Consider the following 25,756-nt stretch of genomic DNA (forward strand, 5'->3'; position numbering starts at 1 on the left):
CCCGGGTCACTTCTTGTTCCGTCAGGTCTTGGTGCGGAACTTGTGGATGGCGATCGGCGCCATGACCGCGGTGAGCAGCACCGACCAGCCGAGCGTCAGCCACAGGTCGTGGGCGACCGGCCCGCCGTTCATCAGCCCGCGGGCCGCGTCCGCGAGGGCGGACAGCGGGTTGTAGTCGGTGAAGTTCTGCAGCCAGCCCGGCATCGACTCGGTCGGCGCGAAGATCGACGACCCGAACTGCAGCGGCATCAGCACCAGGAAGCCCATCGCCTGCACGGACTGGGCGTTCTTCATCACCACGCCGAGGGTGAGGAACACCCACATCAGCGCCGAGCCGAACGCCACCGACAGGGCCACGGAGGCGAGCAGTCCGGTCCAGCTGGTGATGTCGAAGCCCACGAGCAGGGCCACGATCATCAGCACGGCGGTGGCGAACAGCATCCGCAGCAGCTCGACGGCGATCTTCGCGAACAGCACCGAGCCGCGGCCGATCGGCAGCGACCGGAAGCGGTCCATGACACCGGTGTTGAAGTCCTGGTTGAAGCCGGTGCCCACGCCCTGGGCCATGGTCATGCCCATCATGGCGAGCATGCCCGGCACGACGTACTGCACGTACGCGTCCTGCCCGCCGCCCAGGGACTGCCCGATGGAGCCGCCGAAGACGTACACGAACAGCAGGGTGAAGACGATCGGGAAGAGGACGGCGTCGGCCATCGACTCCGGGTCCTGCCGGATCCACAGCAGATTGCGCCGGACGAGGGCGCCGGTGTGCCGGAGGTGGCCGCGCACCGGGATGCGGGCGTCGGCGGTGGTGACGGTGGTGGCGCTCATACGGCGACCTCCTCGCGCTCGTCGGTGGGTACGGCGTCCTGCGGAGCACTGGCGCGGTGGCCGGTGAGGGACAGGAACACCTCGTCCAGGCTGGGCAGTTCGGTGGAGACCGAGGAGAGCGTGACGCCCTGGGCGGTCACCGCGCCGACGACGGCGGTGAGCTGCTCGTCGCTGAGGATCGGCACCAGCAGGGCGCCCCGGTCGGCGTCGACGGTGGTGGTGGCGAGCCCGGTGATCCCGAGAGTGTCGAGGTGGGAGGCGAGCGGCCGCAGCTGCAGCGGATCGGCCGGCCGCACACGCAGGGTGCGCCCGCCGACCTTCGCCTTCAGCTCCTCGATGCCGCCCTTGGCGATGACCTTGCCCCGGTCGACGACCGTCAGCTCGTCGGCGAGCTGCTCGGCCTCCTCCATGTACTGGGTGGTCAGCAGCACGGTGACACCGTCGCCGACCATGGCCTTGACCTCGTCCCAGACCTCGTTGCGGGTGCGGGGATCGAGCCCGGTGGTCGGCTCGTCCAGATACAGCACCGCCGGGTGCCCGATCATCGACGCGGCGAGGTCGAGCCGCCGGCGCATGCCGCCGGAGTAGGTGGCGGCGGGCCGCTTGCCGGCGTCGGTCAGCGAGAACCGCTCCAGCAGCTCGTCGGCCCGCGCGCGGGCGTCCCGCCGGGACAGGTCGAGGAGCCGCCCGATGAGGTACAGGTTCTCCCAGCCCGGCAGCTTCTCGTCGACGGAGGCGTACTGCCCGGTCAGGCCGATCACCCGGCGCAGCTGCCGGGGCTGCCGCACGACGTCGTACCCGGCGACGGTGGCCTGCCCGGAGTCGGGGGCGAGCAGGGTGGACAGGATCCGCACGAGGGTGGTCTTCCCGGCCCCGTTCGGGCCGAGCACCCCCATCACGGTGCCCTCCCGGACATCCAGGTCCACACCGTCCAGCGCCTTGGTCTCGCCGTAGTGCTTGACCAGCCCGCGCACAGTGACGGCACTCCCCGCGCCGCCGCCCTTCACATCGATTCGCGTCATGCCCCCCACGCTGCCGACCCGCACCGACAAACCACCGACAGGAGGCCGACGGCTGCCTGCAGACCGCCGACACCGGCCGTCAGGACCGCACGGCCCGCGCCGTCTCCTGGGGCAGGTGGCCGGCGATCAGGCGCTCGCGGGCGGGCCGGGCGACCCGGCGGCGGTCCACCGCGTACGCCGTTCCCGCCACGCCGAGGCCCAGTACGGCCAGCGCGGCGCCCGCGAGTGCGGGGGAGGTGACGCCGAAGCCCGCGGCCAGCGCCAGACCGCCGATCCAGGCGCCGCCGGCGTTGGCGAGGTTGAAGGCGGCCTGGTTGGCGGAGGAGGCCAGGGACGGGGCCGCCGACGCCTTCTCCATGACCATGAGCTGCAGCGGGGAGCCCGTCACGAACGCCGCCGTGCCGAGCAGCACCACCGCCAGCGCCGCGCTCCACGCCGAGGACATCAGCAGCGGGAACAGGGCCAGGACCAGCGCCAGGGACACCAGCCCGCCGAAGAGCGTCGCGCGCATCGCGTGGTCCGCCAGCCGCCCGCCGAGCAGGTTCCCGGCCGTCGCGCCCACGCCGAACAGCGCGAGCAGCACCGTCACGCTGGCGTCGGCGTACCCGGCGGCATCCGTCAGCATCGGCGTGATGTAGCTGTAGGCGGCGAAGAGCGCCCCGAAGCCGGCCACCGTCGTGCCGAGGGCCAGCCAGACGGGAAGCGAGCGCAGGGCGGCGACTTCGCCGCGCAGGCCGGAGGAGGCGGCACCCGGCGCGTCCGTGCGGGGGATCAGCAGCGCGAGCGACACGATCGCGGCCACGCCGATCGCGCTCACGCCCAGGAACGTCGCCCGCCAGCCCAGGTGCTGGCCCAGGAGCGTGGCGACGGGCACGCCCGCGATGTTGGCGACCGTCAGGCCCAGGAACATCAGGGACACCGAGCGGGCCTTGCGCTCCGGGGCGACCAGCGTCGTGGCGACGACCGCGCCCACGCCGAAGAAGGCGCCGTGCGGAAGACCGCTCAGGAAGCGCGCGGCGAGCAGCGAGCCGTTGCCGGGCGCGAGGGCCGACAGGACGTTGCCCACCACGAAGAGGAGCATCAGGCCGATCAGGACCGTGCGGCGGGACATCCGCGCGGTGCCGGCCGCGAGGAGCGGGGCGCCGACGACGACGCCGAGGGCGTACGCCGAGACGAGGTGGCCGGCCGCCGGGAGGGAGATGCCGAGGTCGGCCGCGACGTCGGGCAGCAGGCCCATCATGACGAACTCGGTGGTGCCTATGCCGAAGGCGCCGACGGCGAGAGCGAGCAGAGCCAAGGGCATGGAGGGCCTGTGCCTTTCGGGAGCGGGGTTCCGTACAGCATATGTTCAAGTACGGAACAAACTCTCCCAGGCCCAGTATTCCTGGAGGTTAAGCCCAGGTGACCAGGGGCTTTTACGAGGCGGTTGTGTCGACCTTCACACGCGCGGCCACCGGAAGGTGATCGCTCCCGGTCTCCGGCAGCGTCCACGAGGTGACCGGCTCGATGCCCTTCACCAGGATCTGGTCGATGCGCGCCATCGGGAACGACGCCGGCCAGCTGAACCCGAACCCGGTCCCCGCGGCGCCCTGCGTGGAGCGCATCTGGGAGGTGACGGCGTTCAGCGCGCGGTCGTTCATGGTGCCGTTGAGGTCCCCGAGCAGCACACTGCGGGGCAGCTTCTCGTCGGCGATGGCCTCGCCCAGCGCGTCCGCGCTCTTGTCGCGCTGGCGGGCGGTGAACCCGGCCTCCAGCTTCACCCGCACCGACGGCAGGTGGGCGACGTACACCGCGATCTCGCCGGACGGCGTGCTCACGGCCGCGCGCATGGCCCGGGTCCAGCCCAGCTTGATGTCGACGGCCTTCACCCCGGTCAGCGGGTACTTGCTCCACAGCCCGACCGTGCCCTGCACCGAGTGGTATTTGTACGTCGACCTCAGCGCCTTCTCGTACACCGGCACCGCGCTCGCGGTCAGCTCCTCCAGCGCCACCACGTCCGCGCCGGAGGCGGCCACGTCGCGGGCGGTGCCCGACGGGTCGGTGTTGTCGGCGTTGACGTTGTGCGTGGCGATCGTGAGGTCGCCGCCGGGGGAGGTCTTGTCGCTGAGGAGCCCGCCGAAGAGGTTCAGCCACACCACCGCGGGCAGTACCACCGCGATCAGCGCGGTCGCGGACTTGCGGACCAGGGCGACCAGCACCAGCAGCGGGACGAGCACGCCGATCCAGGGCAGGAAGGTCTCGGTGAGGCTGCCCAGGTTGCCGATGGCGTTCGGGATCTGCGCGTGCAGCAGCATCACCAGGGCGAGCAGCACCGCGATCACGGCGGTGACGATGCCCCGGCGCCAGATCCGCGGGTCACCGCGCCAGCCGGCCGCCAGTCTTCCCAGCAGACGCCGGAACCGGTTTCCCCGGCGGTCGGGTCCCGAGCCGCCGTTGTCCGTCTCCGTCATGTATGCCTGCTGCGCCATACCGTCGCCTCACTGCCTGCCGTGCACACCTTCATCCCCCGCGGTTACGACCCTAGGGGATGATCGGTTCTCTTCCTGCCGTCCCGGGACGGCCGTACGGGCACGAGGACGTCCAAGTTGGCTCCGGGAGTTCCGGGCACGCCCGCGGAAAGCGCGCTCTGTGACGAAACGCGCACATCCGCTACGCAGGAGGCGAACTGACGGACGGTGAGCTGACGGGTCGCAGCCCTTCCAGCAGGGTGTCGACGATCTGTTCGGGCAGCGCGGCCGGCAGGTCCGCGTCCGGGCGCATCACCGACCGCAGCAGCATGGGGCCCACGAACAGGTCGTTGAGCAGCTCCACGTCGACGTCCTCGCGCAGTTCCCCGTCGCGCTGGCCGCGGCGCAGCACCTCGATGCAGAGCCGGCGCCGGGGGGCGACGACGAGGGTGTGGTACGCCGCCCAGATCTTGGGGCTGCTCTTCATCTGGGCGTGCACGTTGTGCAGGATCGCCGAAGACCGGCTGACCAGCCCGCGCCGGCGCAGCGACTCCAGCAGCACGACGAGGTCGTCGCGCAGGGAGGTGCCGGGCAGTTCGGGGTCGGGGGGTTCGGCGGCGCGTACGACGTCGACGAAGAGCTCCTCCTTGCCGCGCCAGCGCCGGTAGATGGTGGCCTTGCCGACCCCGGCGGTACGGGCGATCCGCTCGATGGAGAGTTCCGCGAGCGGTACGCCCTCCTCCAGCAGCCGCATCACGCCCTCGATGATGGCGCGCTCCACGGCCTCGCTGCGCGGGCGGCCCCGGACCGGGCCGGGCTGACGGTCGGCGAGTGTCACGTGCGGGTCCCTTCTGTGGTCCGGGGAATTCTGTCAGGACCGCTCCGGCGTCCTTCCCGGCAGGAACAGCGCCACCACCACCGCTCCGACCACCGCGACCGCCGCGCCGCCCAGGGCGGTGACGTGCATGGCGTGCAGGAAGGCGTCGTCGGCCCGGTCGGCCAAGGGCCCCGCCTGGGGGCCGAGCTTCGCCGCGACCGCGAGGGTCGACTCGATGGACTCGCCCGCCGTGTGCCGCAGCCCGGGCGGCACCGCGGTGAGGTCGTCCTCGATCGAGGAGCGGTACGCCGTGGAGAGCACGGAGCCGAGGACGGCGATCCCGAGGGCGCCGCCGACCTGGCGGAAGGTGTTGCTGAGCGCGGAGGCGGAACCGGCCTTCTCGCGGGGCAGGGTCTGCATGATCACGACGCTGACCGGCGTCATGATGTGCGCCATGCCGGTGCCCATGAGGAAGAAGATCACCTCGAGGATCCAGATCGGCGTGTCCGCGTCCAGCGTGGCGAAGGCGGCCAGCGTCGCCGCGACCAATGCCATGCCCGCGGTGGTGGTGGCCCGGTTGCCGAAGCGGTCGACCAGGAGGCGGGCGCGCGGTGCGAACAGCAGCTGCGCGACGGCGAGCGGGAGCAGCAGCAGTCCGGTCTCCAGCGGCGAGTAGCCGCGCACGCTCTGGGTGTAGAAGACGGAGAAGAACGTCACGCCCATCAGCGCGAAGAAGACCAGCGCGATGGCGGCGATCGCGGCCGAGAAGACCTTGTCGCGGAAGTAGCCGACATCGATCGACGGGTGGTCGCTGCGCTTCTCGAACACCACGAAGGCGACCAGGAACGCCAGCCCCGCGGCGATCGTCGACACCACGGTGAGATCGGTGAAGTCAGCCAGCTCGCCGCCCCAGATGATGCCGTAGACCAGCAGGACCAGGCCGGCGACGGACAGGACGACGCCGACGGGGTCGACGCGGCCGGGGTCCGGGTCGCGGGAGTCGGGAACCAGCCAGATCATCAGCGCGACGGCGATCAGCACGATGGGGACGTTGATGAGGAAGACCGAGCCCCACCAGAAGTGGTCGAGCAGGATGCCGCCGGTGATCGGGCCGATGGCGATGGCCAGGCCCACCCCGCCCGCCCAGATGCCGATGGCCTTGGGCTGCTCGTCGCGCTCGAAGACGTTCATCAGGACGGCGAGGGTGGCCGGCATGACGAAGGCGGCGCCGAGGCCCATCACCGCCCGGAAGGCGGTGAGCTCGCCCGGGGACCCGGCGAACGCGGCGAGCGCGGAGCCGATGCCGAAGACGGCGAGCCCGCCGAGCAGGATCTTCTTGCGGCCGAGCCGGTCTCCGAGCAGACCGGCGCTGAACAGCAGCCCCGCGAAGACCAGGGTGTAGGCGTTGATGGCCCACTCCAGCTCGCTCTGGGTGGCGCCGAGGCCGGTCGGGGCGGGCGTCGAGATCGTCTTGACGGCGACGTTCAGGATCGAGTTGTCCAGCACGATGATCAGCAGGCTCAGCATGAGCACGCCGAGAATGGCCCAGCGGCGACGGTGCACCGCTTCCGGTATCCGGGGTACAGGGGGAGCGGAGGCAATCATGCCGCCAGAGTAACCATTTACGATACGGATACGTGTCGTATCGTAAATCTCTTACCCGGCTCTCACCGCGCTCGAGCGTGACCGGGGTCCCCCTAGCCGCGCTTGGCACGAGGTGCCACCATGGAGGTGGTCCGGGGACGCCGTCAGGGCGCCTCGAGATGACGTAAGGAGCCGTTGCCATGACGCAGCTTTCGGCTGCCCAGACCTCACCCTCCGGCGGCAGCAAAGCGCTGTACGGGGGGAAGGGCACCCGCCGCATCACCGTCCGCGACATCGCCGCCGCCAAGGAGCGGGGCGAGAAGTGGCCCATGCTGACCGCCTACGACGCGATGACCGCCTCCGTCTTCGACGAGGCCGGCATCCCGGTCATGCTGGTCGGGGACTCGGCGGGCAACTGCCACCTCGGCTACGAGACCACCGTGCCCGTCACGCTCGACGAGATGACCATGCTGTCCGCCGCCGTCGTACGCGGCACCTCCCGCGCCCTGATCGTCGGCGACCTGCCCTTCGGCTCCTACCAGGAGGGCCCGGTGCAGGCGCTGCGCTCGGCGACCCGGCTGGTGAAGGAGGCCGGCGTGGGCGCGGTCAAGCTGGAGGGCGGCGAGCGCTCGCACCGCCAGATCGAGCTGCTGGTCGAGTCCGGCATCCCGGTGATGGCCCACATCGGCCTGACCCCGCAGTCCGTCAACGCCATGGGCTACCGCGTCCAGGGCCGCGGCGAGGAGGCGGCGGCCCAGCTGCTGCGCGACGCCAAGGCCGTCCAGGACGCGGGCGCCTTCGCGGTCGTCCTGGAACTGGTCCCCGCGGAACTCGCCGCCGAGGTCACCCGGGTCCTGCACATCCCCACGGTCGGCATCGGCGCGGGCGCCGAGACCGACGCGCAGGTCCTGGTCTGGACGGACATGATGGGCCTGACCGGCGGGCGCGTGCCCAAGTTCGTCAAGCAGTACGCCGACCTGCGCCGGGCCATGGGCGACGCGGCCAAGGCGTTCGCGGAGGACGTCGTCGGCGGGACCTTCCCGCTGGAGGAGCACTCCGTCCACTAGAGCCACCGCGGCACAGAGGCAGCCCGCCGATTTCCCCCGTCGGCGGGCTGCCGTATGTCTGCCGTCCCTACGCGGTCTCGCGCCAGCCGTTCGTGATCGGCAGCCGGCGGTCCTTGCCGAAGCCCTTCGGGGAGATCTTCGTGCCCGGCGGGTACTGGCGGCGCTTGTACTCCGCCGTGTCCACCATGCGCAGGGTCTTCGCCACCAGGGCCGGGTCGTAGCCGGCCGCGACGATCACGTCGGCGCCCTCGTCGCGGTCGACGTAGCGCTCCAGGATCGCGTCCAGGACCGGATAGTCGGGCAGGGAGTCGGTGTCGACCTGGCCCGGGCGCAGCTCGGCGCTCGGGGGCTTGCTGATGGAGTTCTCCGGGATCGGCGGGGTCTGGCCGCGCTCGGCCGCCGCCCGGTTCCGCCACTCGGCAAGCCGGAAGACCGACGTCTTGTAGACGTCCTTGATGGGGCCGTAGGCGCCCACCGAGTCGCCGTACAGCGTCGAATAGCCCACCGCCAGCTCGGACTTGTTGCCCGGCGCCAGGACGATGTGGCCCTCCTGGTTGGAGATCGCCATCAGCAGCGTGCCGCGCAGCCGGGACTGCAGGTTCTCCTCCGCCAGACCCGTCAGACCCAGGGACGTCATATAGGCGTCGAACATCGGCTCGATCGGCACCGTGCGGAAGTTCAGCCCCGTCCGCCGGGCGAGCTCGGCGGCGTCGCCCTTGGAGTGCTCGGAGGAGTACTTGGACGGCATCGAGACGCCGTACACGTTCTCCGCGCCGACCGCGTCGCAGGCGATGGCGGCCACCAGCGCCGAGTCGATGCCGCCGGACAGGCCGATCAAGACCGACCTGAAGCCGTTCTTGGCCACATACGCCCGCAGGCCCACGACCAGTGCCGAGTACACCTCCTCGTCGTCCTCCAGACGGTCGGCGTAACCGCCCGCGAGCTCCGGCTCGTACGCCGGGAGCGGCTCCTCGGAGAGCACCACGCGGTCGATCCTGAGCCCGTCGTCCACCACGCCCACCGGGGCGTCGGCGGCGGCCGCCGGCAGGTCGAGGTCCAGGACCACACAGCCCTCGGCGAACTGCGGCGCCCGCGCGATCACCTCGCCGCTCGCGTCGACCACGATCGAGTCGCCGTCGAAGACCAGCTCGTCCTGGCCGCCGATCATGGCGAGATAGGCGGTGGTGCAGCCCGCCTCCTGGGCACGCTTGCGGACCAGCTCGAGACGGGTGTCGTCCTTGTTGCGCTCGTACGGCGAGGCGTTGATGGAGACCAGCAGACCGGCCCCGGCGGACCGCGCCGCGGGCACCCGGCCGCCGTCCTGCCACAGGTCCTCGCAGATGGCGAGGGCCACGTCGACGCCGTGCACCCGCACCACCGGCATGGTGTCGCCGGGCACGAAGTAGCGGAACTCGTCGAAGACGCCGTAGTTCGGCAGGTGGTGCTTGGCGAAGGTGAGCACCACCTCGCCGCCGTGCAGCACCGCCGCCGCGTTGCGCGGGGCACCGGCCGGCTGGCCGTACTTCGGCTGGGCCGCCTCGGAGCGGTCGAGGTAGCCGACGATCACCGGCAGCTCCCCGAAGCCCTCCTCGGCGAGCCGGGCGGCCAGCGCGTGCAGGGCCGCGCGGGACGCCTCCACGAAGGAGGACCGCAGGGCCAGGTCCTCGACGGGGTACCCGGTCAGCGCCATCTCGGGGAACGCCACGAGATGCGCTCCCTGCTCGGCGGAGTGCCGGGTCCAGCGGAGGATCGTCTCGGTGTTGCCGGCGAGGTCACCGACGCGCGAGTCGATCTGATTCAGGGCGAGGCGAAGTTGAGGCACGCGCCCAGTGTAATCGTCAGAGCGACGCGATGGGGTGGGAGGGGTGCCGGACACCCTGGGCGGGGCCTACGGCCGGGCCTTCGCGCCCCGGTCCTTCAGCATGTCCGCCATGAGCCCGATCTCCGACTCCTGGCCGTTGACCATGGTCTGCGCGAGCCGCTTCTCCACGCCCACCTCGCACCGCTTCACACAGGCCTCGGCCATGTGGACGCCGCCCTTGTGGTGGTCGGTCATCAGCTGGAGGTAGAAGACCTCCGCCTGCTTCCCGTCGAGCGTGTTCAGCTTCTTCATCTCGGTGTTCGACGCCATGCCCGGCATCAGCGCGCCGTCCTCGCCGGAGGGCATGGAGCCCATGTCCATCCAGGTCATCGGCGGCTCCGAGGAGAACTTCGGCAGCTCCCACAGATCGAGCCAGCCCAGCAGCATCCCGCGCTGGTTGGCCTGCGTCTGCGCGATGTCGTACGCCAGGCGGCGCACCTCCTCGTCGTCCGTGCGGTCGCGCACGATGTACGACATCTCCACGGCCTGCTGGTGGTGCACCGCCATGTCCCGCGCGAACCCCGCGTCCGCGGAGCCGGCGGCGGGGGCCCCGTCGGAGCCCCCGTCCTCCGCCACGGCGTAGGTGATCGCGCCGGCCGCGACGAGCACCGCCGCCGCGGTCCCCGCGATCCAGCCGACGTGCTTGTTCACTGCGCCTTACCGCCCGTGCACGCGGCGCCCGGCTCCGGCGTCTGCTCGCCCTGGACGTACTTCTCGAAGAACTTGTCGAGGTCCGGGTCGCTCGCGCTCTTCACGGTGCGCTGCGCGCCCCACGCCGAGAGCATGATCGGCGACTTCTGGTTCTCGTAGGGGCTCATCAGCGTGTACGGGGTCTTCTTCACCTTCGCCGAGAGCGCGTCGATGTCGGCCTTCGACGCCTTGCTGGTGTACGTCACCCAGACCGCGCCGTGCTCCAGGGAGTGCACGGCGTTCTCGTTCGCCAGTTCCTCGGTGTAGACGTCGCCGTTGCAGTTCTGCCAGACCGCGTTGTGGTCGCCGCCGACCGGGGGCTCGACCGGGTACTTCACCTTCTTGTCGACGTGGGTCTGGCTGAGCTTGCCGCCCTGCCAGGTGCTCACGCCGTCGGCGCCGGCCACCAAGGAGCCCGTGGTCTTGCCGTCGGCCGTGTCGCTGTCGTCGGACTGCGACTGGACCAGGACCACACCGCCGACGACCAGGGCGGCGACGACCGTCACGCTGGCGCCGATGGTGAGCATCCGGTTGCGGCGCTCGCGGGACTGCTCGGCGCGCCGCATCTCTTCTATGCGAGCCTTGCGCGCCGCGGAGTTGCTCTTCTTGGCGGATCCCATGGCGTGATGTCCTTCTGGGGAAAAGGGACGGACGAGTCCGCTGATCGTAATGGGGATGCCGGGACCTCTCGAAGGCCGGTCACAGGAAAGGGCCGGATCGCAACGGAATCGACAGGCACTCGACAGGTGTCCGACAGGCGCCCCGGATAATTTGAAGCGCAGATGCGCATTATCTACGCTACGTGCCATGCGGCTGCTGCGCTCCACCGACCTCGCCCTGCGGCTCCTCATGCGACTGGCCGTCGCCGAGGGCGCGACGCCCACCACGCGCGAGGTCGCCGCGGACATGGACGTGCCGTACACGCACGCAGCGAAGGTCGTCGCCGAACTCCAGCACCAGGGTCTGGTCGACGCCCGCCGGGGGAGGGGCGGCGGTCTGGCGCTCACCGACAAGGGCCGCACGGCCTCCGTGGGCGCGGTGGTGCGCTCCTTCGAGGGCGACGGCGACGTCGTCGACTGCGAGGGCGGCGCCGCACCTTGTCCCCTGCACTCCGCCTGCCGGCTCCGCGGCGCCCTGCGCCGGGCCCAGGAGGCGTTCTTCGCCTCGCTGGACCCACTGACGCTGGGCGACATGGTCGCCGCACCCACGGGGCCGCTGCTCCTGCAGATCGGTCGGCCCAGCTCTCCTGCGTAGCCGGAGGGGGCGGCTTCGCCTGGAGGGCGGGTGGCCTGCCCCTCCGGCGGGAGCCAGAGGGCGCTGCTGCTTCGGCCGGTCCAGCGCTCCCGCCGAGCCGGCCTGGAGGTCGCCCGGGCTAGCCCTCCCGCGTGAGCCAGAGGTCGGGCCCGAACACCTCGTAGTGGATGTCGGCCGCCGCCACGCCCTTGCCGAGCAGCTGGGCCCGTACCGCCCGCATGAAGGGGAGCGGTCCGCACAGGTACGCGCGCGTGCCCGGTGCCACGGCGATGCCGGTGAGGTCGACCCGCCCCGCGCGGGCGCCTTCGGGGGCGTCCTCCTCGTACCAGAAGTGGACGCTCGCGTCGGGGAGCTTGGCCGCGTAGGACTCCTGGTCGGCGCGCAGGGCGTGGGTGGCGGGGGAGCGGTCGCCGTGCACGACGGTGACCGGGCAGGCGTGGCCGTCCTGGGCGAGCTGGGCCAGCATGGCGATCATCGGAGTCACGCCGATGCCGGCGGAGGCGAGCAGGAGAGGCACCTCGGGCCCCTCGTCCAGGGTCAGGTCGCCGTAGGGGGCGGACAGCTCCAGGACGCTTCCCGCCTGCACGCGCGCGTGCAGGTGGGCAGAGACCTCGCCTCCGGCCTCTCGCTTCACGCTGATCTGGCGCAGGGTCGAGCCCGGCGCACCGGACAGGCTGTACTGCCGTATCTGCCGGGCGCCGTCAGGGAGTTCGACGCGTACCGAGACGTACTGGCCGGCGCGGAAGTCGGCGACCGGTCCGCCGTCCAGCGGGCGCAGCCGGAGGGTGATGACGTCGGGCGTCTCCTGGACGCGCTCCACCACCTCCCACTGCCGTCGGCCGGGCTCGCGGGACTCCTCGTACAGGCGCTTCTCCAGGGCGATGAGGGCGTTGGCCATCAGCCAGTAGACCTCGTCCCAGGCCGCGGCGACCTCCGGGGTGACGGCCTCGCCGAGGACATCGGCGATGGCGGCGAACATGTGCTCGTGGACGAGCCCGTACTGCTCCGGCGCCACGCCCAGGGAGGCGTGCTTGTGCGCGATGCGGGCGAGCATCGCGTCGGGGCGGTGGTCCGGGTGCTCGACCAGGTACGTGGCGAAGGCGGCGACGGAACCGGCCAGGGCCCGGCGCTGGGTGCCGGCCGCCTGGTTGCCGCGGTTGAAGAGGTCGCGCAGCAGGTCGGGGCGGGCGGCGAAGAGGCCGGCGTAGAAGCGCTCGGTGATCTCGTCCAGGGAGGCGCCCACGGCGGGGAGGGTGGCGCGGACGGTGGCGGCGGACTTTTCGGACAGCATCGAGGAACCCCTTCGGCTCACGGCTCGACGGACAGCCACCATTAAAACTTGCATCTGAGATACCAATTAACGCGGGGGTGCTGTCGGGGCAGCCGGCGGCGGCCGGGCATTACGGATGTGAGTCCGAGCAGGCAAGATGGGCGGCAGAGCGGTGCACGTGCGGCACGCCGGGCGTTCAGACCGAGGTCGGACGGCCGATCAAGGTCGGCAACGCGCGCGAAACGGTGTTGTGGTGTGATGCTCAGGTGCCCGACCGACTTCCCGCGGTGCGCGGGGCAGGCGGCCTGACCAGCAAGGATGGGGAAGCGGAAGATGGACAAGCAGCAGGAGTTCGTGCTCCGTACATTGGAGGAGCGCGACATCCGGTTCGTACGCCTGTGGTTCACGGACGTGCTGGGCTTCCTCAAGTCCGTCGCCGTGGCCCCGGCCGAGCTCGAACAGGCGTTCGACGAGGGCATCGGCTTCGACGGCTCGGCCATCGAGGGCTTCGCCCGGGTCTACGAGTCCGACATGATCGCCAAGCCGGACCCCTCCACCTTCCAGGTCCTGCCCTGGCGCGCGGAGACCCCCGGCACGGCCCGGATGTTCTGCGACATCCTGATGCCCGACGGCTCCCCGTCCTTCGCGGACCCGCGCTACGTCCTCAAGCGCGCCCTGGCCCGCACCTCCGACCTGGGCTTCACCTTCTACACCCACCCCGAGATCGAGTTCTTCCTGCTGAAGGACCGCCCCCTGGACGGCTCCCGCCCCACCCCGGCCGACAACTCGGGCTACTTCGACCACACCCCGACCAACGTCGGCATGGACTTCCGCCGCCAGGCGATCACCATGCTGGAGTCGATGGGCATCTCGGTGGAGTTCTCCCATCACGAGGGCGCGCCGGGCCAGCAGGAGATCGACCTGCGCTACGCCGACGCGCTGTCCACCGCGGACAACATCATGACGTTCCGCCTGGTCATGAAGCAGGTGGCGCTGGAGCAGGGCGTGCAGGCGACGTTCATGCCGAAGCCGTTCAGCGAGCACCCCGGCTCCGGCATGCACACCCACCTCTCCCTCTTCGAGGGCGACCGCAACGCCTTCTACGAGTCGGGCTCGGAATACCAGCTCTCCAAGGTCGGCCGCTCCTTCATCGCGGGCCTGCTCAAGCACGCCGCGGAGATCTCGGCCGTCACCAACCAGTGGGTGAACTCCTACAAGCGCATCTGGGGCGGCTCCGAGCGCACGGCCGGCGCGGGCGGCGAGGCGCCGTCGTACATCTGCTGGGGCCACAACAACCGCTCCGCCCTGGTCCGCGTGCCCATGTACAAGCCCGGCAAGACCGGCTCGGCGCGCGTGGAGGTCCGCTCCCTGGACTCCGGCGCCAACCCCTACCTCGCCTACGCCGTCCTCCTGGCCGCCGGCCTCAAGGGCATCGAGGAGGGCTACGAGCTGCCTCCGGGCGCCGAGGACGACGTCTGGGCGCTGTCCAACGCCGAGCGCCGCGCGATGGGCATCGAGCCCCTCCCGCAGAACCTCGGCGAGGCCCTGACCCTCATGGAGAACAGCGACCTGGTCGCCGAGACCCTGGGCGAGCACGTCTTCGACTTCTTCTTGCGCAACAAGCGCCAGGAATGGGAGGAATACCGCAGCGAGGTCACGGCTTTCGAGCTGCGGAAGAACCTGCCGGTGCTGTAAGCGCGGGCATGCGTTGCCGCTGACACACAGGGAGGCCCGGACACTGCGTCCGGGCCTTTCCGCTAGGCAGGCCTCGTCGGCTCGGCCGGTCCGTCGCCGGGTGCCCGCTCGGTGTCCGCTCGCCCAACTGCCGCTTCGGCGCTGCCGCGACGGGACCCGTTGGGGCCGCCGGGCCGCAGCGCGGGTTTTATCAGCCAGTCGGTGCTGGGCGGCGGTGAATCCGCGGCCCGCGACGAACCGCGGACGTTGTCCAGGAGAAGGTTGCCCTTCTTGTCCAGCATGCGAGTCAAGGTCTCCTGGCCGATCCCGAAGGCCACGGCCCAGGCGGCGATCTGCGCCCCGCTGTCCAGCGCCGAAAGGCCCGGGATGAACTCGCCGTGTATGAGGACCAGGCCCAGAATGGCGGACAGGGCGCCGATCGGGATACGCAGGATCAGCAGGCTCATGGGGACCATGTAAGGAACAGCGGATCCGCGTATGTGCCGAATGGACGTCGCACCCGCGAGTGCGGCTGCCGCGGCGCCCAAGGAGGCGACGAGCAACACGTTGTCACCGTCGGCCGGTTTCCCGCCGACGGGGCAGACGTACTTCGTCGCATCGGGATTCTGAGGGGTGGGGGCGGGCGGCTGGAAGCACAGTTTGTCCGCGAGCGCTTTGGGATTGTCATAGCCCGAGAGGACCAGAAGCACCGTGAAAACGGAAAGCGCAAGGAAGGCAAGCAGCAGGATATCGCGGAAATTGCGCACCCTGGCTATCTCAATTTCCTCCACGTGATTGGCGGCATGGAGAACACCGGCGGCCAGATGTCGACCTTCGGCATTCAGCAGGTTGCCGTTCTCGCGCAGATGCTCCTCGAGCAGCTTCAGGCGCGGATCCTCCTGCCCCAGGTGCTGAATTCCCTTGGCCAGGACAGAGGGTCCCGTCCACCCGATCTCCTGAGCGGGCGTGAGCTTGAGGAGGATCAACTCGGCTTCGTGAATGGTGGCCAGGGCCCGGTCCCTCGCGGATGCGCCGGACCGGAAGGGCGGCCAGCCGTCCGCCGCCTCCCGGGCCCCCTGCAGAAGCTGGTTCGCCTTGTCCGCGAGTTTCTTGTCGCACTCCGACAGGCACCCCATCATCTCGATGCGGTCCAGTTCCGCCTGCACGACTGCCACGTGAGCACTCGTGCGCTGACGCCATGACCCCATTTTCCTGTACGCGACGACATCGTCACTCATGCGATTCACCATCCTGCGATGCATGGAAGGTGACAGGAAGGGTGAATATCCAGTCCAGCACGCAGGGGCACCCCGTGCAACTCAACAAAAGAGGCGCTGCGGGGTACCCCTGAGTGCGAACTCGTCGTCGCTGAAGGCCGTTGCGGTCAGTCGGCCTGTTCCGCAAGGTGCTTGTGCAGTGGCTTGGCGGCCCGGACGCGGTACTCCTGGATCGACCAGCCGTTGCCGTCGGGGTCCTTGAAGTACATGAACGTGGCGCCGTCGTCCGGCGTGTACTGGACCGGTTCCGACACCTCCAGGCCCCGCTCCACCAGCTCCGCGTGCGCCGCCTTGATGTCCGCCACGCACAGCTGCAGGCCCTGGTAGGAGCCCGGCTGCGGCTTGCCCTCGCCGTTGGTCAGGTCCCACAGGCTGTCGCCCAGCGCGATCGAGCAGCCGGAGCCGGGCGGGGTCAGCTGGACGATCCGCATCCCGGGCATGACCTCCTGGTCGATGTCGACGTGGAAGCCGACCTTGTCCCGGTAGAAGTCCCGGGCCCGGTCGATGTCGCTCACGGGCAGCGGGATCACTTCGAGCGTGAAGTCCATTACTGGTCCTCCCTGGAGAATCGCCAACGGGTCTGGCTGAACGGCTCACCCTTACCGAAGCCGAAAACCGTCCGCGGCGCCACCGAGAACACGAAAGCGTGCCCTGATCCGTGCTGGAAGCACCCCTCCCGCACGTCGAAGTGCCAGAAGCTGCCGTACTTCGCCTCCCAGGCCGCGGCCAGTTCGCGCAGCCGGGAGTCGTCCGTCACCCGTACCGCCTCGCCCTCGACGACCACGTCGTAGCCCTCGTCCCAGGTGTTGGTGCCCGTGGTCAGCACGACGTGCGCGTTCCCGGCGAGGTTGCGCGCCTTGCGTTCCTCCGGCCCCGTGCAGAAGTGCAGCGCGCCCTCGGACCACACCGCCGGCAGCGGTGTCACGTGCGGCCGCCCGTCCGGCCGTACCGTCGAGATCCAGAACAGCTCCGCCGCCGACAGCAGTGCCAGCACCTCGGGCCAGGGCCGCGCCGTGGCGGCCTCGTCGCTGTAGCGGGCGTCCAGGGACGCCCGCGGCTCCTTCGCGTTGTCGGTCATACAGGGCAGACCCCGTCCGCCTCCGGAACTCATCGGCGCTTCCCACCAGCACTGCGGCTACTCTCGATCGCGTACGACCTTGATCGGACGGGAGGCCCAGGATGACGGCGCCGGGGCGCAGGAGCAGTACCTTCACGCGCCTGCTTCGGCACGGCTTCACCGACCCGAGCGCCGCCGAGCGGCTGCTGGACGCCCCCGAACTGGCCCCCGTGCGCGACGACCCGGTGCTGCTGGAGGCCCTCGGCGCCACCGCCGACCCCGACCTCGCCCTGCACGGCCTGGTCCGCCTGCTGGAGGCGCAGTCCGGGCGGGACCTGCTGGACACGGTGATAGCCGCCAAGCCGCTGCGCGACCGCCTCCTCGGCGTCCTCGGCGCCTCCACCGCGCTCGCCGAACACCTCGCCCGGCACGCCGACGACTGGCGCGCCCTGGTCACCTACGAGCCCCGGGACCTGCACCCCGGCGTCGCCGAGTTCGAGCGGGGCCTGGCCGAGGCCACCGACCCCGTCTCACTGCGGGTGGCCTACCGGCGCTGCCTGCTGTCCATCGCCGCCCGGGACGTGTGCGGCACCACCGACGTCGCCGAGTCCGCCGCCGAACTCGCCGACCTCGCCACCGCCACCCTGCGCGCCGCGCTCGCCCTCGCCGGGGCAGCCGCCCCCGACGACGCCGCCGCCTGCCGGCTCGCGGTGATCGCGATGGGCAAGTGCGGGGGCCACGAACTCAATTACGTCTCCGACGTCGACGTCATCTTCGTCGGCGAGGCGGCGGAGGGGGTCGACGAGACCAAGGCCCTCAGAGCGGCCACCAAGCTCGCCTCGCACATGATGCGGATCTGCTCCGAGACCACCGTCGAGGGCTCGATCTGGCCCGTGGACGCCAACCTGCGGCCCGAGGGGAGGAACGGCCCGCTGGTCCGCACCCTCTCCAGCCACCTCGCCTACTACCAACGCTGGGCGAAGACCTGGGAGTTCCAGGCGCTGCTCAAGGCCCGCCCGGTCGCCGGCGACCTCGCGCTCGGCGAGGAGTACGTCGCCGCCCTCGAACCCCTCGTCTGGAAGGCCGCCGAGCGCGAGAACTTCGTCGCCGACGTGCAGAAAATGCGCCGCCGGGTGATCGAGAACATCCCCCTCGCCGAGGTCGACCGCCAGCTCAAACTCGGCCCCGGCGGACTCAGGGACGTCGAGTTCGCCGTACAGCTCCTGCAGTTGGTGCATGGGCGGGCCGACGCCTCGCTGCGCAGCGGCTCCACCCTGGAGGCCCTGAAGGCCCTCGCCGCCGGCGGCTACGTCGCCCGCGCCGACTTCGCCCAACTGGACGACGCCTACCGCTTCCTGCGCTCCATGGAGCACCGCATCCAGCTCTTCCGGCTGCGCCGCACCCACCTCGTCCCCGAGGACGAGGCCGATCTGCGGCGCATCGGCCGCTCGCTGGGCCTGCGCAGCGACCCGGTGGCCGACCTGAACCGCGAGTGGCGGCGACACTCCTCCGTCGTACGACGGCTGCACGAGAAGCTGTTCTACCGGCCGCTGCTCGACGCCGTCGCCCAACTCGCGCCCGGCGAGGTCCGGTTGAGCAGCGAGGCGGCCCGCGAACGGCTCGTCGCCCTCGGCTACGCCGACCCGGCCGCCGCGCTGCGGCACCTGGAGGCACTGGCGTCCGGCGTCACCCGCAAGGCCGCCATCCAGCGCACCCTGCTGCCCGTCCTGCTCGGCTGGTTCGCCGACTCCGCCGACCCCGACGCGGGCCTGCTCAACTTCCGCAAGGTCTCCGACGCCCTCGGCAAGACACCCTGGTACCTCCGGCTGCTCAGGGACGAGGGCGCGGCGGCCGAGAACCTCGCGCGGGTGCTGTCCGCCGGGCGGCTCGCCCCGGACCTGCTGATGCGGGCCCCCGAGGCGGTGGCCCTGCTCGGCGACGGGGACGGCGGCGGCCTCGCCCCCCGACCCCGCGCCCATCTGGAACAGGAGATCCTCGCCGCCGTCAACCGCGCCGACGGCGCCGCGCAGGCCGTCACCGCGGCCCGCGGCGTACGCCGCCGCGAGCTGTTCCGTACGGCCGCCGCCGACATCGTCGGCTCCTACGGCACCGAGGCCCGGCCCGCCGAGGCCGACCAGGGCGCCCTGGTCGACCGGGTCGGCGGCGCCGTCTCCGACCTGACCGCCGCGACCCTGGCCGGGACACTGCGCGCGGTCGTCCGCGAGGGCTGGGGCGACACCCTGCCCACCCGGTTCGCCGTCATCGGCATGGGCCGCTTCGGCGGCCACGAGCTGGGCTACGGCTCCGACGCGGACGTCCTGTTCGTCCACGAGCCCCGCGACGGCGTCGACGAGCAGGAGGCGTCCCGGGCCGCCAACCGCGTCGTCTCCGAGATGCGCCGCCTGCTCCAGCTCCCGAGCGCCGACCCGCCCCTGCTGATCGACGCCGACCTGCGCCCCGAGGGCAAGTCGGGCCCCCTGGTGCGCACCCTGAAGTCCTACGAGGCCTACTACCGCCGCTGGTCCCTCGGCTGGGAGTCCCAGGCGCTGCTGCGGGCCGAGCCGGTCGCCGGGGACGAGGACCTGGGCCGCCGCTTCGTCGAGCTGATCGACCCCCTGCGCTACCCGAAGGCCGGTCTCACCGACGACGCGGTCCGCGAGATCCGCCGCCTGAAGGCCCGTATGGAGACCGAACGCCTCCCGCGCGGCGCCGACCCCAAGCTCCACACCAAGCTGGGACCCGGCGGCCTCTCCGACGTCGAATGGACCGTCCAGCTCCTGCAACTGCGCCACGGCGCCACCCTGCCGGGCCTGCGCACCACCCGCACCCGGGCGGCGCTGTCCGCGGCGGCCGCCGCCGGCCTGATCCCCGCGCAGGACGCGGCCACCCTGGACGAGGCCTGGGTCCTCGCCACCCGGGTCCGCAACGCCGTGATGCTGGTCCGCGGCCGGGCCGGCGACACCTTCCCCTCGGACACCCGGGAACTCGCCGCCGTGGGCCGCTACCTCGGCTACGGCCCCGGCCACGTCGGCGACATGCTCGACGACTACCGCCGCACGGCCCGCCGGGCCCGAGCCGTGGTGGACGAGCTGTTCTACACCGGCTAGCGCCGGGGCACCTTCGCCGGCACCAGCTTCGGCAACGCGTGCGGCAGCGCTCCGTACCAGAGTCGTACCACTACGTAGCCGAAGGCCAGGCAGAGCAGGCCTCCGACCGCGTCGAGCCAGAAGTGGTTGGCGGTGGCGACGATGACGACCAGGGTGGCCACCGGGTAGAGCAGGCCCAGCACCTTCGCCCACGGCACCGAGGCCAGGGCGAAGATGGTCAGCCCGCACCACAGGGACCAGCCGATGTGCATGGAGGGCATGGCGGCGTACTGGTTCGACATGTTCTTCAGGTCGCCGGAGGCCATCGAACCCCAGGTCTGGTGGACCAGCACGGTGTCGATGAAATTGCCGCCGGTCATCAGCCGGGGCGGCGCGAGCGGATACAGGTAGTAACCGAGCAGGGCCACACCGGTGGTCGCGAAGAGCACCGTGCGGGTCGCCGCGTACCGGCCGGGATGGCTGCGGTACAGCCACACCAGGACACCCAGAGTGACCACGAAATGCAGCGTCGCGTAGTAGTAGTTCATGCCCACGACGAGCCAAGTCACCGAGTTCACGGCGTGGTTGAACGACTGCTCGACGGCCAGACCGACGGTCTGCTCCGCCTTCCAGATCCAGTCGGCGTTGCGCAGCGCCTCGGACTTCTGCTCCGGGACGGCGTTGCGGACCAGTGAGTACGTCCAGTAACTCACCGCGATCAGCAGGATCTCGAACCAGAGCCGGGGTCGGCGGGGAGCGCGCATCCGGTGCAGCAGGCCCGGGCGCTCCGCTGCCGTGACGGGGTGCGGAACGGCCGCCTGTGTGCGGTCTTCCAGCTCGGTCACGGTCGTCTCAGCCATAGGCACAGAGTCTGCCAGACACCCCTTCCTCCACCGATCATCCCCTGGTCTCGTTCCGGTCGCACGTTCTACCACGGGCGTACGGCACCCGGCCGTCCGGTCTCCGACCTAGGGACGATTTCGGTCCCCAGGGGCCGAAGCGGTCGAACCGCGCACCACCAGTTCCGGCATGAACACGAATTCACTGTGCGGCGCCGGAGTCCCGCCGATCTCCTCCAGCAACGTGCGCACCGCGGCCTGGCCCATCGCCGGCACCGGCTTGCGGACCGTCGTCAGCGGCGGGTCGGTGAAGGCGATCAGCGGGGAGTCGTCGAAACCGACAACCGAGATGTCCGTCGGCACCTCCAGGCCGCGCTGCCGGGCCGCCCTTATGGCGCCCAGCGCCATCATGTCGCTGGCGCAGACCACCGCCGTGCAGTCGCGGTCCATCAGCGCCGCGGCGGCCGCCTGGCCGCCCTCCAGGGTGTACAGCGAGTGCTGGACGAACCGGGTCTCTATGACCTCGGCGGCCAGGCCCAGCTGGTCCTGCATGGTGCGGACGAAGCCGTCGATCTTCCGCTGGACCGGGACGAACCGCTTCGGGCCGAGCGCGAGACCGATCCGGGTGTGACCGAGCGACACCAGATGCGTGACCGCGAGCGTCATCGCCGCCCGGTCGTCGGGGGAGATGAAAGGCGCCTGCACCTTGGGGGAGAAGCCGTCGACGAGGACGAAGGGGACACCCTGGGCGCGCAGGCGCTCGTAGCGCTGCATGTCGGCCGTGGTGTCCGCGTGCAGTCCGGAGACGTAGATGATGCCCGCGACCCCGCGGTCGACCAGCATCTCGGTCAGCTCGTCCTCGGTGGAGCCGCCGGGCGTCTGGGTGGCGAGCACCGGCGTGTAGCCCTGCCGGGTCAGCGCCTGGCCGATGACCTGGGCCAGGGCCGGGAATATCGGGTTCTCCAGCTCCGGGGTGATCAGCCCCACCAGGCCCTCGCTGCGCTGTCGCAGCCGTACCGGGCGTTCGTACCCGAGCACGTCGAGGGCGGCCAGAACGGACTGGCGGGTGGTGGCGGCGACGCCCGGCTTCCCGTTCAGGACCCGGCTGACGGTCGCTTCGCTCACCCCCGCCTGCGCAGCGATGTCAGCAAGCCGTGTGGTCACGGCACTGGACTGTACCGGCCGTATCTCACGTTGCACACCAATCGGACGCCGGGTGCGGGCGTTTGACCGGCGCGCTGCGGGTTGCTGCGACATGGCGTCCCCTCGTGAAACGGATGGCAAGAGCTTGCAGAGTCTTGCACAGCACCGTCCTTGGCCGCTCAACCCCGCAGAACAACGGTCTCACGGCGGTCGCCGAGCGGTCACGTCCGGGTAACTTCGGTGATGCCTTGCACTTTTTTTCTGCAAGGTCTTTCGCGGCGCTTACATGGCTGTTACGTTTCCGACGCCCGGCGGCCGCAACGGCGCAGTCGGCAAGACAGCAGGAGCGGCAGACGGGGCCGCCACCTGCACCACACGGGCTTTTCACCCTCAAGGAGAACTCATGCGGCGTGGCATAGCGGCCACCGCGCTGGTGGCGTCCCTCGCCCTCGCGGCGACGGCCTGCGGCGGAGACGGCGACAGCGGCGACAAGGCCGACGGTCCGGTCACCCTCACCTGGTGGGACACCTCCAACGCCACCAACGAGGCGCCGACCTACAAGGCCTTGGTCAAGGAGTTCGAGGCCGCCAACAAGGGCATCAAGGTCAAGTACGTCAACGTGCCCTTCGACCAGGCGCAGAACAAGTTCGACACCGCCGCCGGCTCCAAGGGAGCCCCGGACATCCTGCGCTCCGAGGTCGGCTGGACCCCCGCCTTCGCCAAGAAGGGGTTCTTCCTGCCGCTGGACGGCACCGAGGCCCTCGCCGACGAGAGCAAGTTCAAGCCCAACCTGATCGAGCAGGCCAAGTACGAGGGCAAGACGTACGGCGTCCCGTTCACCACGGACACCCTCGCCCTCGTCTACAACAAGGAACTGTTCGAGAAGGCCGGCGTCGAGGCCCCCGAGACCTGGGACGACCTGAAGAAGGCCGCCGCCACGATCAAGGGCAAGACCGGCGTCGACGGCTACTGGGGCTCCACCCAGGCCTACTACGCCCAGTCCTTCCTGCACGGCGAGGGCGTCGACACCGTCGACGCCGAGGGCAAGAAGATCACCGTGAACTCCGCCGAGGCCAAGAAGGCCTACGGCACCTGGCTGGACCTCTTCGACGGCAAGGGCCTGCACAAGGCCGACACCACCGCCGACGCCTACGCCCACATCCAGGAGGCGTTCGTCAGCGGCAAGGTCGCCTCGATCATCCAGGGCCCGTGGGAGATCACGAACTTCTACAAGGGTTCGGCGTTCAAGGACAAGAACAACCTCGGCATCGCCAAGGTCCCGGCCGGCTCCGCCGGTCAGGGCGCCCCGACGGGCGGCCACAACCTGGCGGTCTACGCCGGCTCCGACGAGGCCAAGCAGAAGGCCGCGCTGAAGTTCGTGAACTTCATGACCTCGGCCAAGGCCCAGGAGACCATCGCCCTGAAGAACTCCACGCTGCCCACGCGTGACGACGCCTACAGTGTCAAGGTCGTCGCCGACCCGGGCATCGCGGGCTACCAGGACGTCCTGGCCGTCGCGCAGCCGCGCCCGGCGCTGCCCGAGTACAGCTCCCTGTGGGGTCCGGTGGACACCGAGCTGCTCGCCATCGCCGGCGGCAAGAAGTCCCTGGACGAGGGTCTGAGCAGCGCTGAGACCGCCATCGCCAAGCTGGTGCCGGACTTCAGCAAGTGATCGCCCGTGGCCGCCGGGTCCCGCCCGACAGGGGAGGGACCCGGCGGCCACCGGCCTGTGGCCTGGCCCAACCGTGATCTCCCAGAAGGTGTCGAAGAACATGACAGTCGCCATCGACCGCGCCACCGGCAAGCGCCGCGGTGACCGCGCGCCGCGGCCCGGGCTGGGCCAGCGCCTGAAGCACTCGTACCACAAGCACTGGTACGCCTACGCGATGATCACGCCGGTGATCGTCGTGCTCGGCGTCCTCGTGCTCTACCCCCTGGGCTACGGCTTCTACCTGACGCTCACGGACGCCAACAGCCTCAATACCGCCCGCACGATCGGCGCCAACGAGATCGAGGCGACCTACAAGTTCATCGGCCTGGACAACTACGCCGACATCCTGTGGGGCGAGACCGCCTACGACCGGTTCTGGTCGCACTTCATCTGGACGATCGTGTGGACGGCCGCCTGCGTCGCCCTCCACTACTCCATCGGCCTCGGCCTCGCCCTGCTGCTCAACCAGCAGCTGCGCGGCCGCACCCTGTACCGGCTGATCCTGATCCTGCCCTGGGCCGTGCCGACCTTCGTCACCGTCTTCGGCTGGCGCTTCATGCTCGCCGACGGCGGCGTCATCAACTCCTTCCTGGAGACGCTCCACCTGCCCACCCCGCTGTGGCTGGAGGACACCTTCTGGCAGCGGTTCGCCGCGATCATGGTCAACACCTGGTGCGGTGTGCCGTTCATGATGCTCTCGCTGCTCGGCGGACTGCAGTCCATCGACAACACCCTCTACGAGGCGGCCGAGATGGACGGCGCGACCAAGTGGCAGCAGTTCCGCTACGTCACCCTGCCGGGCCTGCGCTCGGTCAGCTCCACCGTCGTGCTCCTCGGCATCATCTGGACCTTCAACCAGTTCGCCATCATCTTCCTGCTGTTCGGCGACACCGCCCCGGACGCCCAGATCCTCGTCACGTGGGCCTACTACCTCGGCTTCGGACAGCAGCCGCGCGACTTCGCGCAGTCGGCCGCCTACGGCATGCTGCTGCTCGCCATCCTGATCGTCTTCACCTCCTTCTACCGCCGCTGGCTGAACCGCAATGACCAGCAGCTCGCGATCTGAGGCAGGAGTTCTTATGAGCACCACTACCGTTGAGACCTCCGCCGAGGCGAAGAAGGAGATCCGTGTGGCCCCCACCCAGGGCAAGGCGCCCCGGCGCGGTGAGCAGAGTCTCGCGGGTTCGCTCGTCTCGCACGGCATCCTGATCGCCGCGAGCCTCGTCGCCCTCTTCCCGATCGCCTGGCTGGTCTTCCTCTCGCTCGGCCCGGACAAGGACGACTACCTGCACCCCGGTCGCATCTGGGGCAAGATGACGCTGGACAACTACTCGTTCGTGCTGCAGGAGACGAACTTCTTCCACTGGCTGTGGAGCACGCTGATCGTCTCGCTCGGCACCACGGTCATCGGCGTCATCATCGCCGCGACCACCGGGTACGCGGTCTCGCGGATGCGCTTCCCGGGCTACCGGAAGTTCATGTGGGTCCTCCTGGTCACCCAGATGTTCCCCATCGCCGTGCTCATCGTGCCGATGTACCAGATCCTCTCCGACCTGCAGCTGGTCGACACCTACCTCGGTCTGGTCCTGGTCTACTGCTCGACCGCGGTGCCGTACTGCGCCTGGCTGCTCAAGGGCTACTTCGACACCATCCCGTTCGAGATCGACGAGGCCGGACGCGTCGACGGACTGAACCCCTTCGGCACGTTCCTGCGGCTGATCCTGCCGCTGGCCAAGCCCGGCCTGGCCGTCGCCGGCTTCTACAGCTTCATCACCGCCTTCGGTGAGGTCGCCTTCGCCTCGACGTTCATGCTCTCCGACACGAAGTACACCTTCGCCGTCGCGCTGCAGACCTTCGTCAGCGAGCACGACGCGCAGCGGCACCTGATGGCCGCGACCGCGGTCCTGATCGCGATACCCGTCTCCGCGTTCTTCTACCTGGTGCAGAAGAACCTGGTGACCGGACTGACCGCGGGCGGCACGAAGGGGTAAAGCCGCCGGGGGGTGGAACTGCCGTCGTTCCGCCGCGGCGCCGTCGTGGCCTGTCGCGCCCACGCGGCGGAGCCGCACATCGAACACAGCCCCGCGCCCCCAACGGCATTGCCCCCCCCGACTCGAGACGGCCGC

The 25,756-nt window shown here is 70.3% G+C and carries 22 protein-coding genes; 7 read left to right on the forward strand and 15 right to left on the reverse strand.

The features are described 5' to 3' along the window. Nucleotides 1-21 precede the first annotated feature (21 nt). The 6 genes from M8H82_RS00375 to M8H82_RS00400 all read right to left on the reverse strand — a co-directional run bounded on the left by M8H82_RS00375 (nucleotide 22) and on the right by M8H82_RS00400 (nucleotide 6,722). Nucleotides 22-831, reverse strand: coding sequence for an ABC transporter permease (locus M8H82_RS00375; protein WP_250070217.1), 810 nt, complete (start codon nucleotides 829-831; stop codon nucleotides 22-24). Beyond that, entirely contained in the window at nucleotides 828-1,853 is a 1,026-nt protein-coding gene (locus M8H82_RS00380) for an ATP-binding cassette domain-containing protein (protein ID WP_250070218.1), read from the reverse strand. The genes M8H82_RS00375 and M8H82_RS00380 overlap by 4 nt, the downstream gene beginning before the upstream one ends. Nucleotides 1,854-1,932: 79 nt before the next feature. Then, on the reverse strand, nucleotides 1,933-3,156 hold the full coding sequence (locus tag M8H82_RS00385) for an MFS transporter (RefSeq protein WP_250070219.1): 1,224 nt from the start codon (nucleotides 3,154-3,156) through the stop codon (nucleotides 1,933-1,935). A gap of 112 nt (nucleotides 3,157-3,268) precedes the next feature. Then, nucleotides 3,269-4,321: an endonuclease/exonuclease/phosphatase family protein gene (locus tag M8H82_RS00390; protein ID WP_250070220.1), complete on the reverse strand. Its 1,053-nt coding sequence runs from the start codon at nucleotides 4,319-4,321 to the stop codon at nucleotides 3,269-3,271. Nucleotides 4,322-4,502: 181 nt separating this feature from the next. Beyond that, on the reverse strand, nucleotides 4,503-5,138 hold the full coding sequence (locus tag M8H82_RS00395; RefSeq protein WP_250070221.1) for a TetR/AcrR family transcriptional regulator: 636 nt from the start codon (nucleotides 5,136-5,138) through the stop codon (nucleotides 4,503-4,505). Nucleotides 5,139-5,171: 33 nt separating this feature from the next. After that, the gene (locus tag M8H82_RS00400; protein ID WP_250070222.1) at nucleotides 5,172-6,722 is read right to left on the reverse strand and encodes an MFS transporter; all 1,551 of its coding nucleotides are present in this window, start codon (nucleotides 6,720-6,722) and stop codon (nucleotides 5,172-5,174) included. A gap of 179 nt (nucleotides 6,723-6,901) precedes the next feature. Here M8H82_RS00400 and panB point away from each other — a divergent pair, with 179 nt between their 5' ends. Continuing rightward, complete coding sequence (gene panB / locus M8H82_RS00405; RefSeq protein WP_250070223.1) at nucleotides 6,902-7,768, forward strand: 3-methyl-2-oxobutanoate hydroxymethyltransferase; 867 nt, start codon at nucleotides 6,902-6,904, stop codon at nucleotides 7,766-7,768. A gap of 67 nt (nucleotides 7,769-7,835) precedes the next feature. Here panB and M8H82_RS00410 read toward each other — a convergent pair whose 3' ends face one another. The 3 genes from M8H82_RS00410 to M8H82_RS00420 all read right to left on the reverse strand — a co-directional run bounded on the left by M8H82_RS00410 (nucleotide 7,836) and on the right by M8H82_RS00420 (nucleotide 10,939). Further along, nucleotides 7,836-9,590, reverse strand: coding sequence for an NAD+ synthase (locus M8H82_RS00410; RefSeq protein WP_250070224.1), 1,755 nt, complete (start codon nucleotides 9,588-9,590; stop codon nucleotides 7,836-7,838). A gap of 66 nt (nucleotides 9,591-9,656) precedes the next feature. After that, nucleotides 9,657-10,280 carry a DUF305 domain-containing protein gene (locus tag M8H82_RS00415; RefSeq protein ID WP_250070225.1) on the reverse strand — a complete coding sequence of 208 codons (624 nt, stop codon included), beginning with the start codon at nucleotides 10,278-10,280 and terminating at the stop codon, nucleotides 9,657-9,659. Further along, nucleotides 10,277-10,939, reverse strand: coding sequence for a DUF3105 domain-containing protein (locus tag M8H82_RS00420; RefSeq protein ID WP_250070226.1), 663 nt, complete (start codon nucleotides 10,937-10,939; stop codon nucleotides 10,277-10,279). The genes M8H82_RS00415 and M8H82_RS00420 overlap by 4 nt, the downstream gene beginning before the upstream one ends. A 187-nt stretch (nucleotides 10,940-11,126) precedes the next feature. Between M8H82_RS00420 and M8H82_RS00425 the strand changes: the two genes are divergently transcribed. Continuing rightward, the gene (locus M8H82_RS00425; RefSeq protein WP_250070227.1) at nucleotides 11,127-11,573 is read left to right on the forward strand and encodes an Rrf2 family transcriptional regulator; all 447 of its coding nucleotides are present in this window, start codon (nucleotides 11,127-11,129) and stop codon (nucleotides 11,571-11,573) included. Nucleotides 11,574-11,691: 118 nt separating this feature from the next. Here M8H82_RS00425 and M8H82_RS00430 read toward each other — a convergent pair whose 3' ends face one another. After that, nucleotides 11,692-12,864 carry a globin domain-containing protein gene (locus M8H82_RS00430; RefSeq protein ID WP_250070228.1) on the reverse strand — a complete coding sequence of 391 codons (1,173 nt, stop codon included), beginning with the start codon at nucleotides 12,862-12,864 and terminating at the stop codon, nucleotides 11,692-11,694. Nucleotides 12,865-13,176: 312 nt separating this feature from the next. Between M8H82_RS00430 and glnA the strand changes: the two genes are divergently transcribed. Next, on the forward strand, nucleotides 13,177-14,538 hold the full coding sequence (gene glnA / locus M8H82_RS00435; RefSeq protein WP_250070229.1) for a type I glutamate--ammonia ligase: 1,362 nt from the start codon (nucleotides 13,177-13,179) through the stop codon (nucleotides 14,536-14,538). Nucleotides 14,539-14,600: 62 nt separating this feature from the next. Here glnA and M8H82_RS00440 read toward each other — a convergent pair whose 3' ends face one another. The 3 genes from M8H82_RS00440 to M8H82_RS00450 all read right to left on the reverse strand — a co-directional run bounded on the left by M8H82_RS00440 (nucleotide 14,601) and on the right by M8H82_RS00450 (nucleotide 16,872). Further along, nucleotides 14,601-15,755 (reverse strand): hypothetical protein, encoded by a 1,155-nt coding sequence (locus tag M8H82_RS00440; RefSeq protein ID WP_250070230.1) that lies wholly within the window; start codon nucleotides 15,753-15,755, stop codon nucleotides 14,601-14,603. A gap of 146 nt (nucleotides 15,756-15,901) precedes the next feature. Then, nucleotides 15,902-16,342 carry a VOC family protein gene (locus M8H82_RS00445; RefSeq protein ID WP_250070231.1) on the reverse strand — a complete coding sequence of 147 codons (441 nt, stop codon included), beginning with the start codon at nucleotides 16,340-16,342 and terminating at the stop codon, nucleotides 15,902-15,904. Continuing rightward, nucleotides 16,342-16,872, reverse strand: coding sequence for a pyridoxamine 5'-phosphate oxidase family protein (locus tag M8H82_RS00450; protein ID WP_250070232.1), 531 nt, complete (start codon nucleotides 16,870-16,872; stop codon nucleotides 16,342-16,344). The genes M8H82_RS00445 and M8H82_RS00450 overlap by 1 nt, the downstream gene beginning before the upstream one ends. A gap of 101 nt (nucleotides 16,873-16,973) precedes the next feature. On the opposite strand from M8H82_RS00450, the gene M8H82_RS00455 reads away from it, so the two are divergent. Continuing rightward, nucleotides 16,974-19,958 (forward strand): bifunctional [glutamine synthetase] adenylyltransferase/[glutamine synthetase]-adenylyl-L-tyrosine phosphorylase, encoded by a 2,985-nt coding sequence (locus tag M8H82_RS00455; protein WP_250070233.1) that lies wholly within the window; start codon nucleotides 16,974-16,976, stop codon nucleotides 19,956-19,958. On the opposite strand, the gene M8H82_RS00460 is transcribed toward M8H82_RS00455, so the two are convergent. Together M8H82_RS00460 and M8H82_RS00465 are read right to left on the reverse strand one after the other, a co-directional pair. After that, complete coding sequence (locus M8H82_RS00460) at nucleotides 19,955-20,797, reverse strand: phosphatase PAP2 family protein (protein ID WP_250070234.1); 843 nt, start codon at nucleotides 20,795-20,797, stop codon at nucleotides 19,955-19,957. The genes M8H82_RS00455 and M8H82_RS00460 overlap by 4 nt on opposite strands. A 108-nt stretch (nucleotides 20,798-20,905) precedes the next feature. Then, nucleotides 20,906-21,940: a LacI family DNA-binding transcriptional regulator gene (locus M8H82_RS00465; protein ID WP_250070235.1), complete on the reverse strand. Its 1,035-nt coding sequence runs from the start codon at nucleotides 21,938-21,940 to the stop codon at nucleotides 20,906-20,908. A 382-nt stretch (nucleotides 21,941-22,322) separates the two neighbouring features. Here M8H82_RS00465 and M8H82_RS00470 point away from each other — a divergent pair, with 382 nt between their 5' ends. From M8H82_RS00470 to M8H82_RS00480, 3 genes are all read left to right on the forward strand, one after another. Further along, on the forward strand, nucleotides 22,323-23,591 hold the full coding sequence (locus M8H82_RS00470) for an extracellular solute-binding protein (protein ID WP_250070236.1): 1,269 nt from the start codon (nucleotides 22,323-22,325) through the stop codon (nucleotides 23,589-23,591). 100 nt (nucleotides 23,592-23,691) lie between these two features. Then, nucleotides 23,692-24,696, forward strand: coding sequence for a carbohydrate ABC transporter permease (locus M8H82_RS00475; protein ID WP_250070237.1), 1,005 nt, complete (start codon nucleotides 23,692-23,694; stop codon nucleotides 24,694-24,696). A gap of 13 nt (nucleotides 24,697-24,709) precedes the next feature. Continuing rightward, nucleotides 24,710-25,621, forward strand: a complete 912-nt coding sequence (locus M8H82_RS00480) for a sugar ABC transporter permease (protein ID WP_250070238.1) — start codon at nucleotides 24,710-24,712, stop codon at nucleotides 25,619-25,621. Nucleotides 25,622-25,756: the final 135 nt, after the last annotated feature.

This window comes from Streptomyces sp. YS415 (genome assembly GCF_023544665.1).
Classification (GTDB): Bacteria; Actinomycetota; Actinomycetes; order Streptomycetales; family Streptomycetaceae; genus Streptomyces.

Excerpts from the sequence above, each read along its gene's own strand:
- M8H82_RS00400 (WP_250070222.1), bottom strand. The coding sequence starts at position 6,722 with ATGATTGCCTCCGCTCCCCCTGTACCCCGGATACCGGAAGCGGTGCAC.
- glnA (WP_250070229.1), top strand. The coding sequence starts at position 13,177 with ATGGACAAGCAGCAGGAGTTCGTGCTCCGTACATTGGAGGAGCGCGAC.
- M8H82_RS00375 (WP_250070217.1), bottom strand. The coding sequence starts at position 831 with ATGAGCGCCACCACCGTCACCACCGCCGACGCCCGCATCCCGGTGCGC.
- M8H82_RS00430 (WP_250070228.1), bottom strand. The coding sequence starts at position 12,864 with ATGCTGTCCGAAAAGTCCGCCGCCACCGTCCGCGCCACCCTCCCCGCC.
- M8H82_RS00460 (WP_250070234.1), bottom strand. The coding sequence starts at position 20,797 with ATGGCTGAGACGACCGTGACCGAGCTGGAAGACCGCACACAGGCGGCC.
- M8H82_RS00385 (WP_250070219.1), bottom strand. The coding sequence starts at position 3,156 with ATGCCCTTGGCTCTGCTCGCTCTCGCCGTCGGCGCCTTCGGCATAGGC.
- M8H82_RS00450 (WP_250070232.1), bottom strand. The coding sequence starts at position 16,872 with ATGACCGACAACGCGAAGGAGCCGCGGGCGTCCCTGGACGCCCGCTAC.
- M8H82_RS00445 (WP_250070231.1), bottom strand. The coding sequence starts at position 16,342 with ATGGACTTCACGCTCGAAGTGATCCCGCTGCCCGTGAGCGACATCGAC.
- M8H82_RS00475 (WP_250070237.1), top strand. The coding sequence starts at position 23,692 with ATGACAGTCGCCATCGACCGCGCCACCGGCAAGCGCCGCGGTGACCGC.
- M8H82_RS00480 (WP_250070238.1), top strand. The coding sequence starts at position 24,710 with ATGAGCACCACTACCGTTGAGACCTCCGCCGAGGCGAAGAAGGAGATC.
- M8H82_RS00455 (WP_250070233.1), top strand. The coding sequence starts at position 16,974 with ATGACGGCGCCGGGGCGCAGGAGCAGTACCTTCACGCGCCTGCTTCGG.
- panB (WP_250070223.1), top strand. The coding sequence starts at position 6,902 with ATGACGCAGCTTTCGGCTGCCCAGACCTCACCCTCCGGCGGCAGCAAA.
- M8H82_RS00470 (WP_250070236.1), top strand. The coding sequence starts at position 22,323 with ATGCGGCGTGGCATAGCGGCCACCGCGCTGGTGGCGTCCCTCGCCCTC.
- M8H82_RS00380 (WP_250070218.1), bottom strand. The coding sequence starts at position 1,853 with ATGACGCGAATCGATGTGAAGGGCGGCGGCGCGGGGAGTGCCGTCACT.
- M8H82_RS00390 (WP_250070220.1), bottom strand. The coding sequence starts at position 4,321 with ATGGCGCAGCAGGCATACATGACGGAGACGGACAACGGCGGCTCGGGA.
- M8H82_RS00440 (WP_250070230.1), bottom strand. The coding sequence starts at position 15,755 with ATGAGTGACGATGTCGTCGCGTACAGGAAAATGGGGTCATGGCGTCAG.
- M8H82_RS00425 (WP_250070227.1), top strand. The coding sequence starts at position 11,127 with ATGCGGCTGCTGCGCTCCACCGACCTCGCCCTGCGGCTCCTCATGCGA.
- M8H82_RS00420 (WP_250070226.1), bottom strand. The coding sequence starts at position 10,939 with ATGGGATCCGCCAAGAAGAGCAACTCCGCGGCGCGCAAGGCTCGCATA.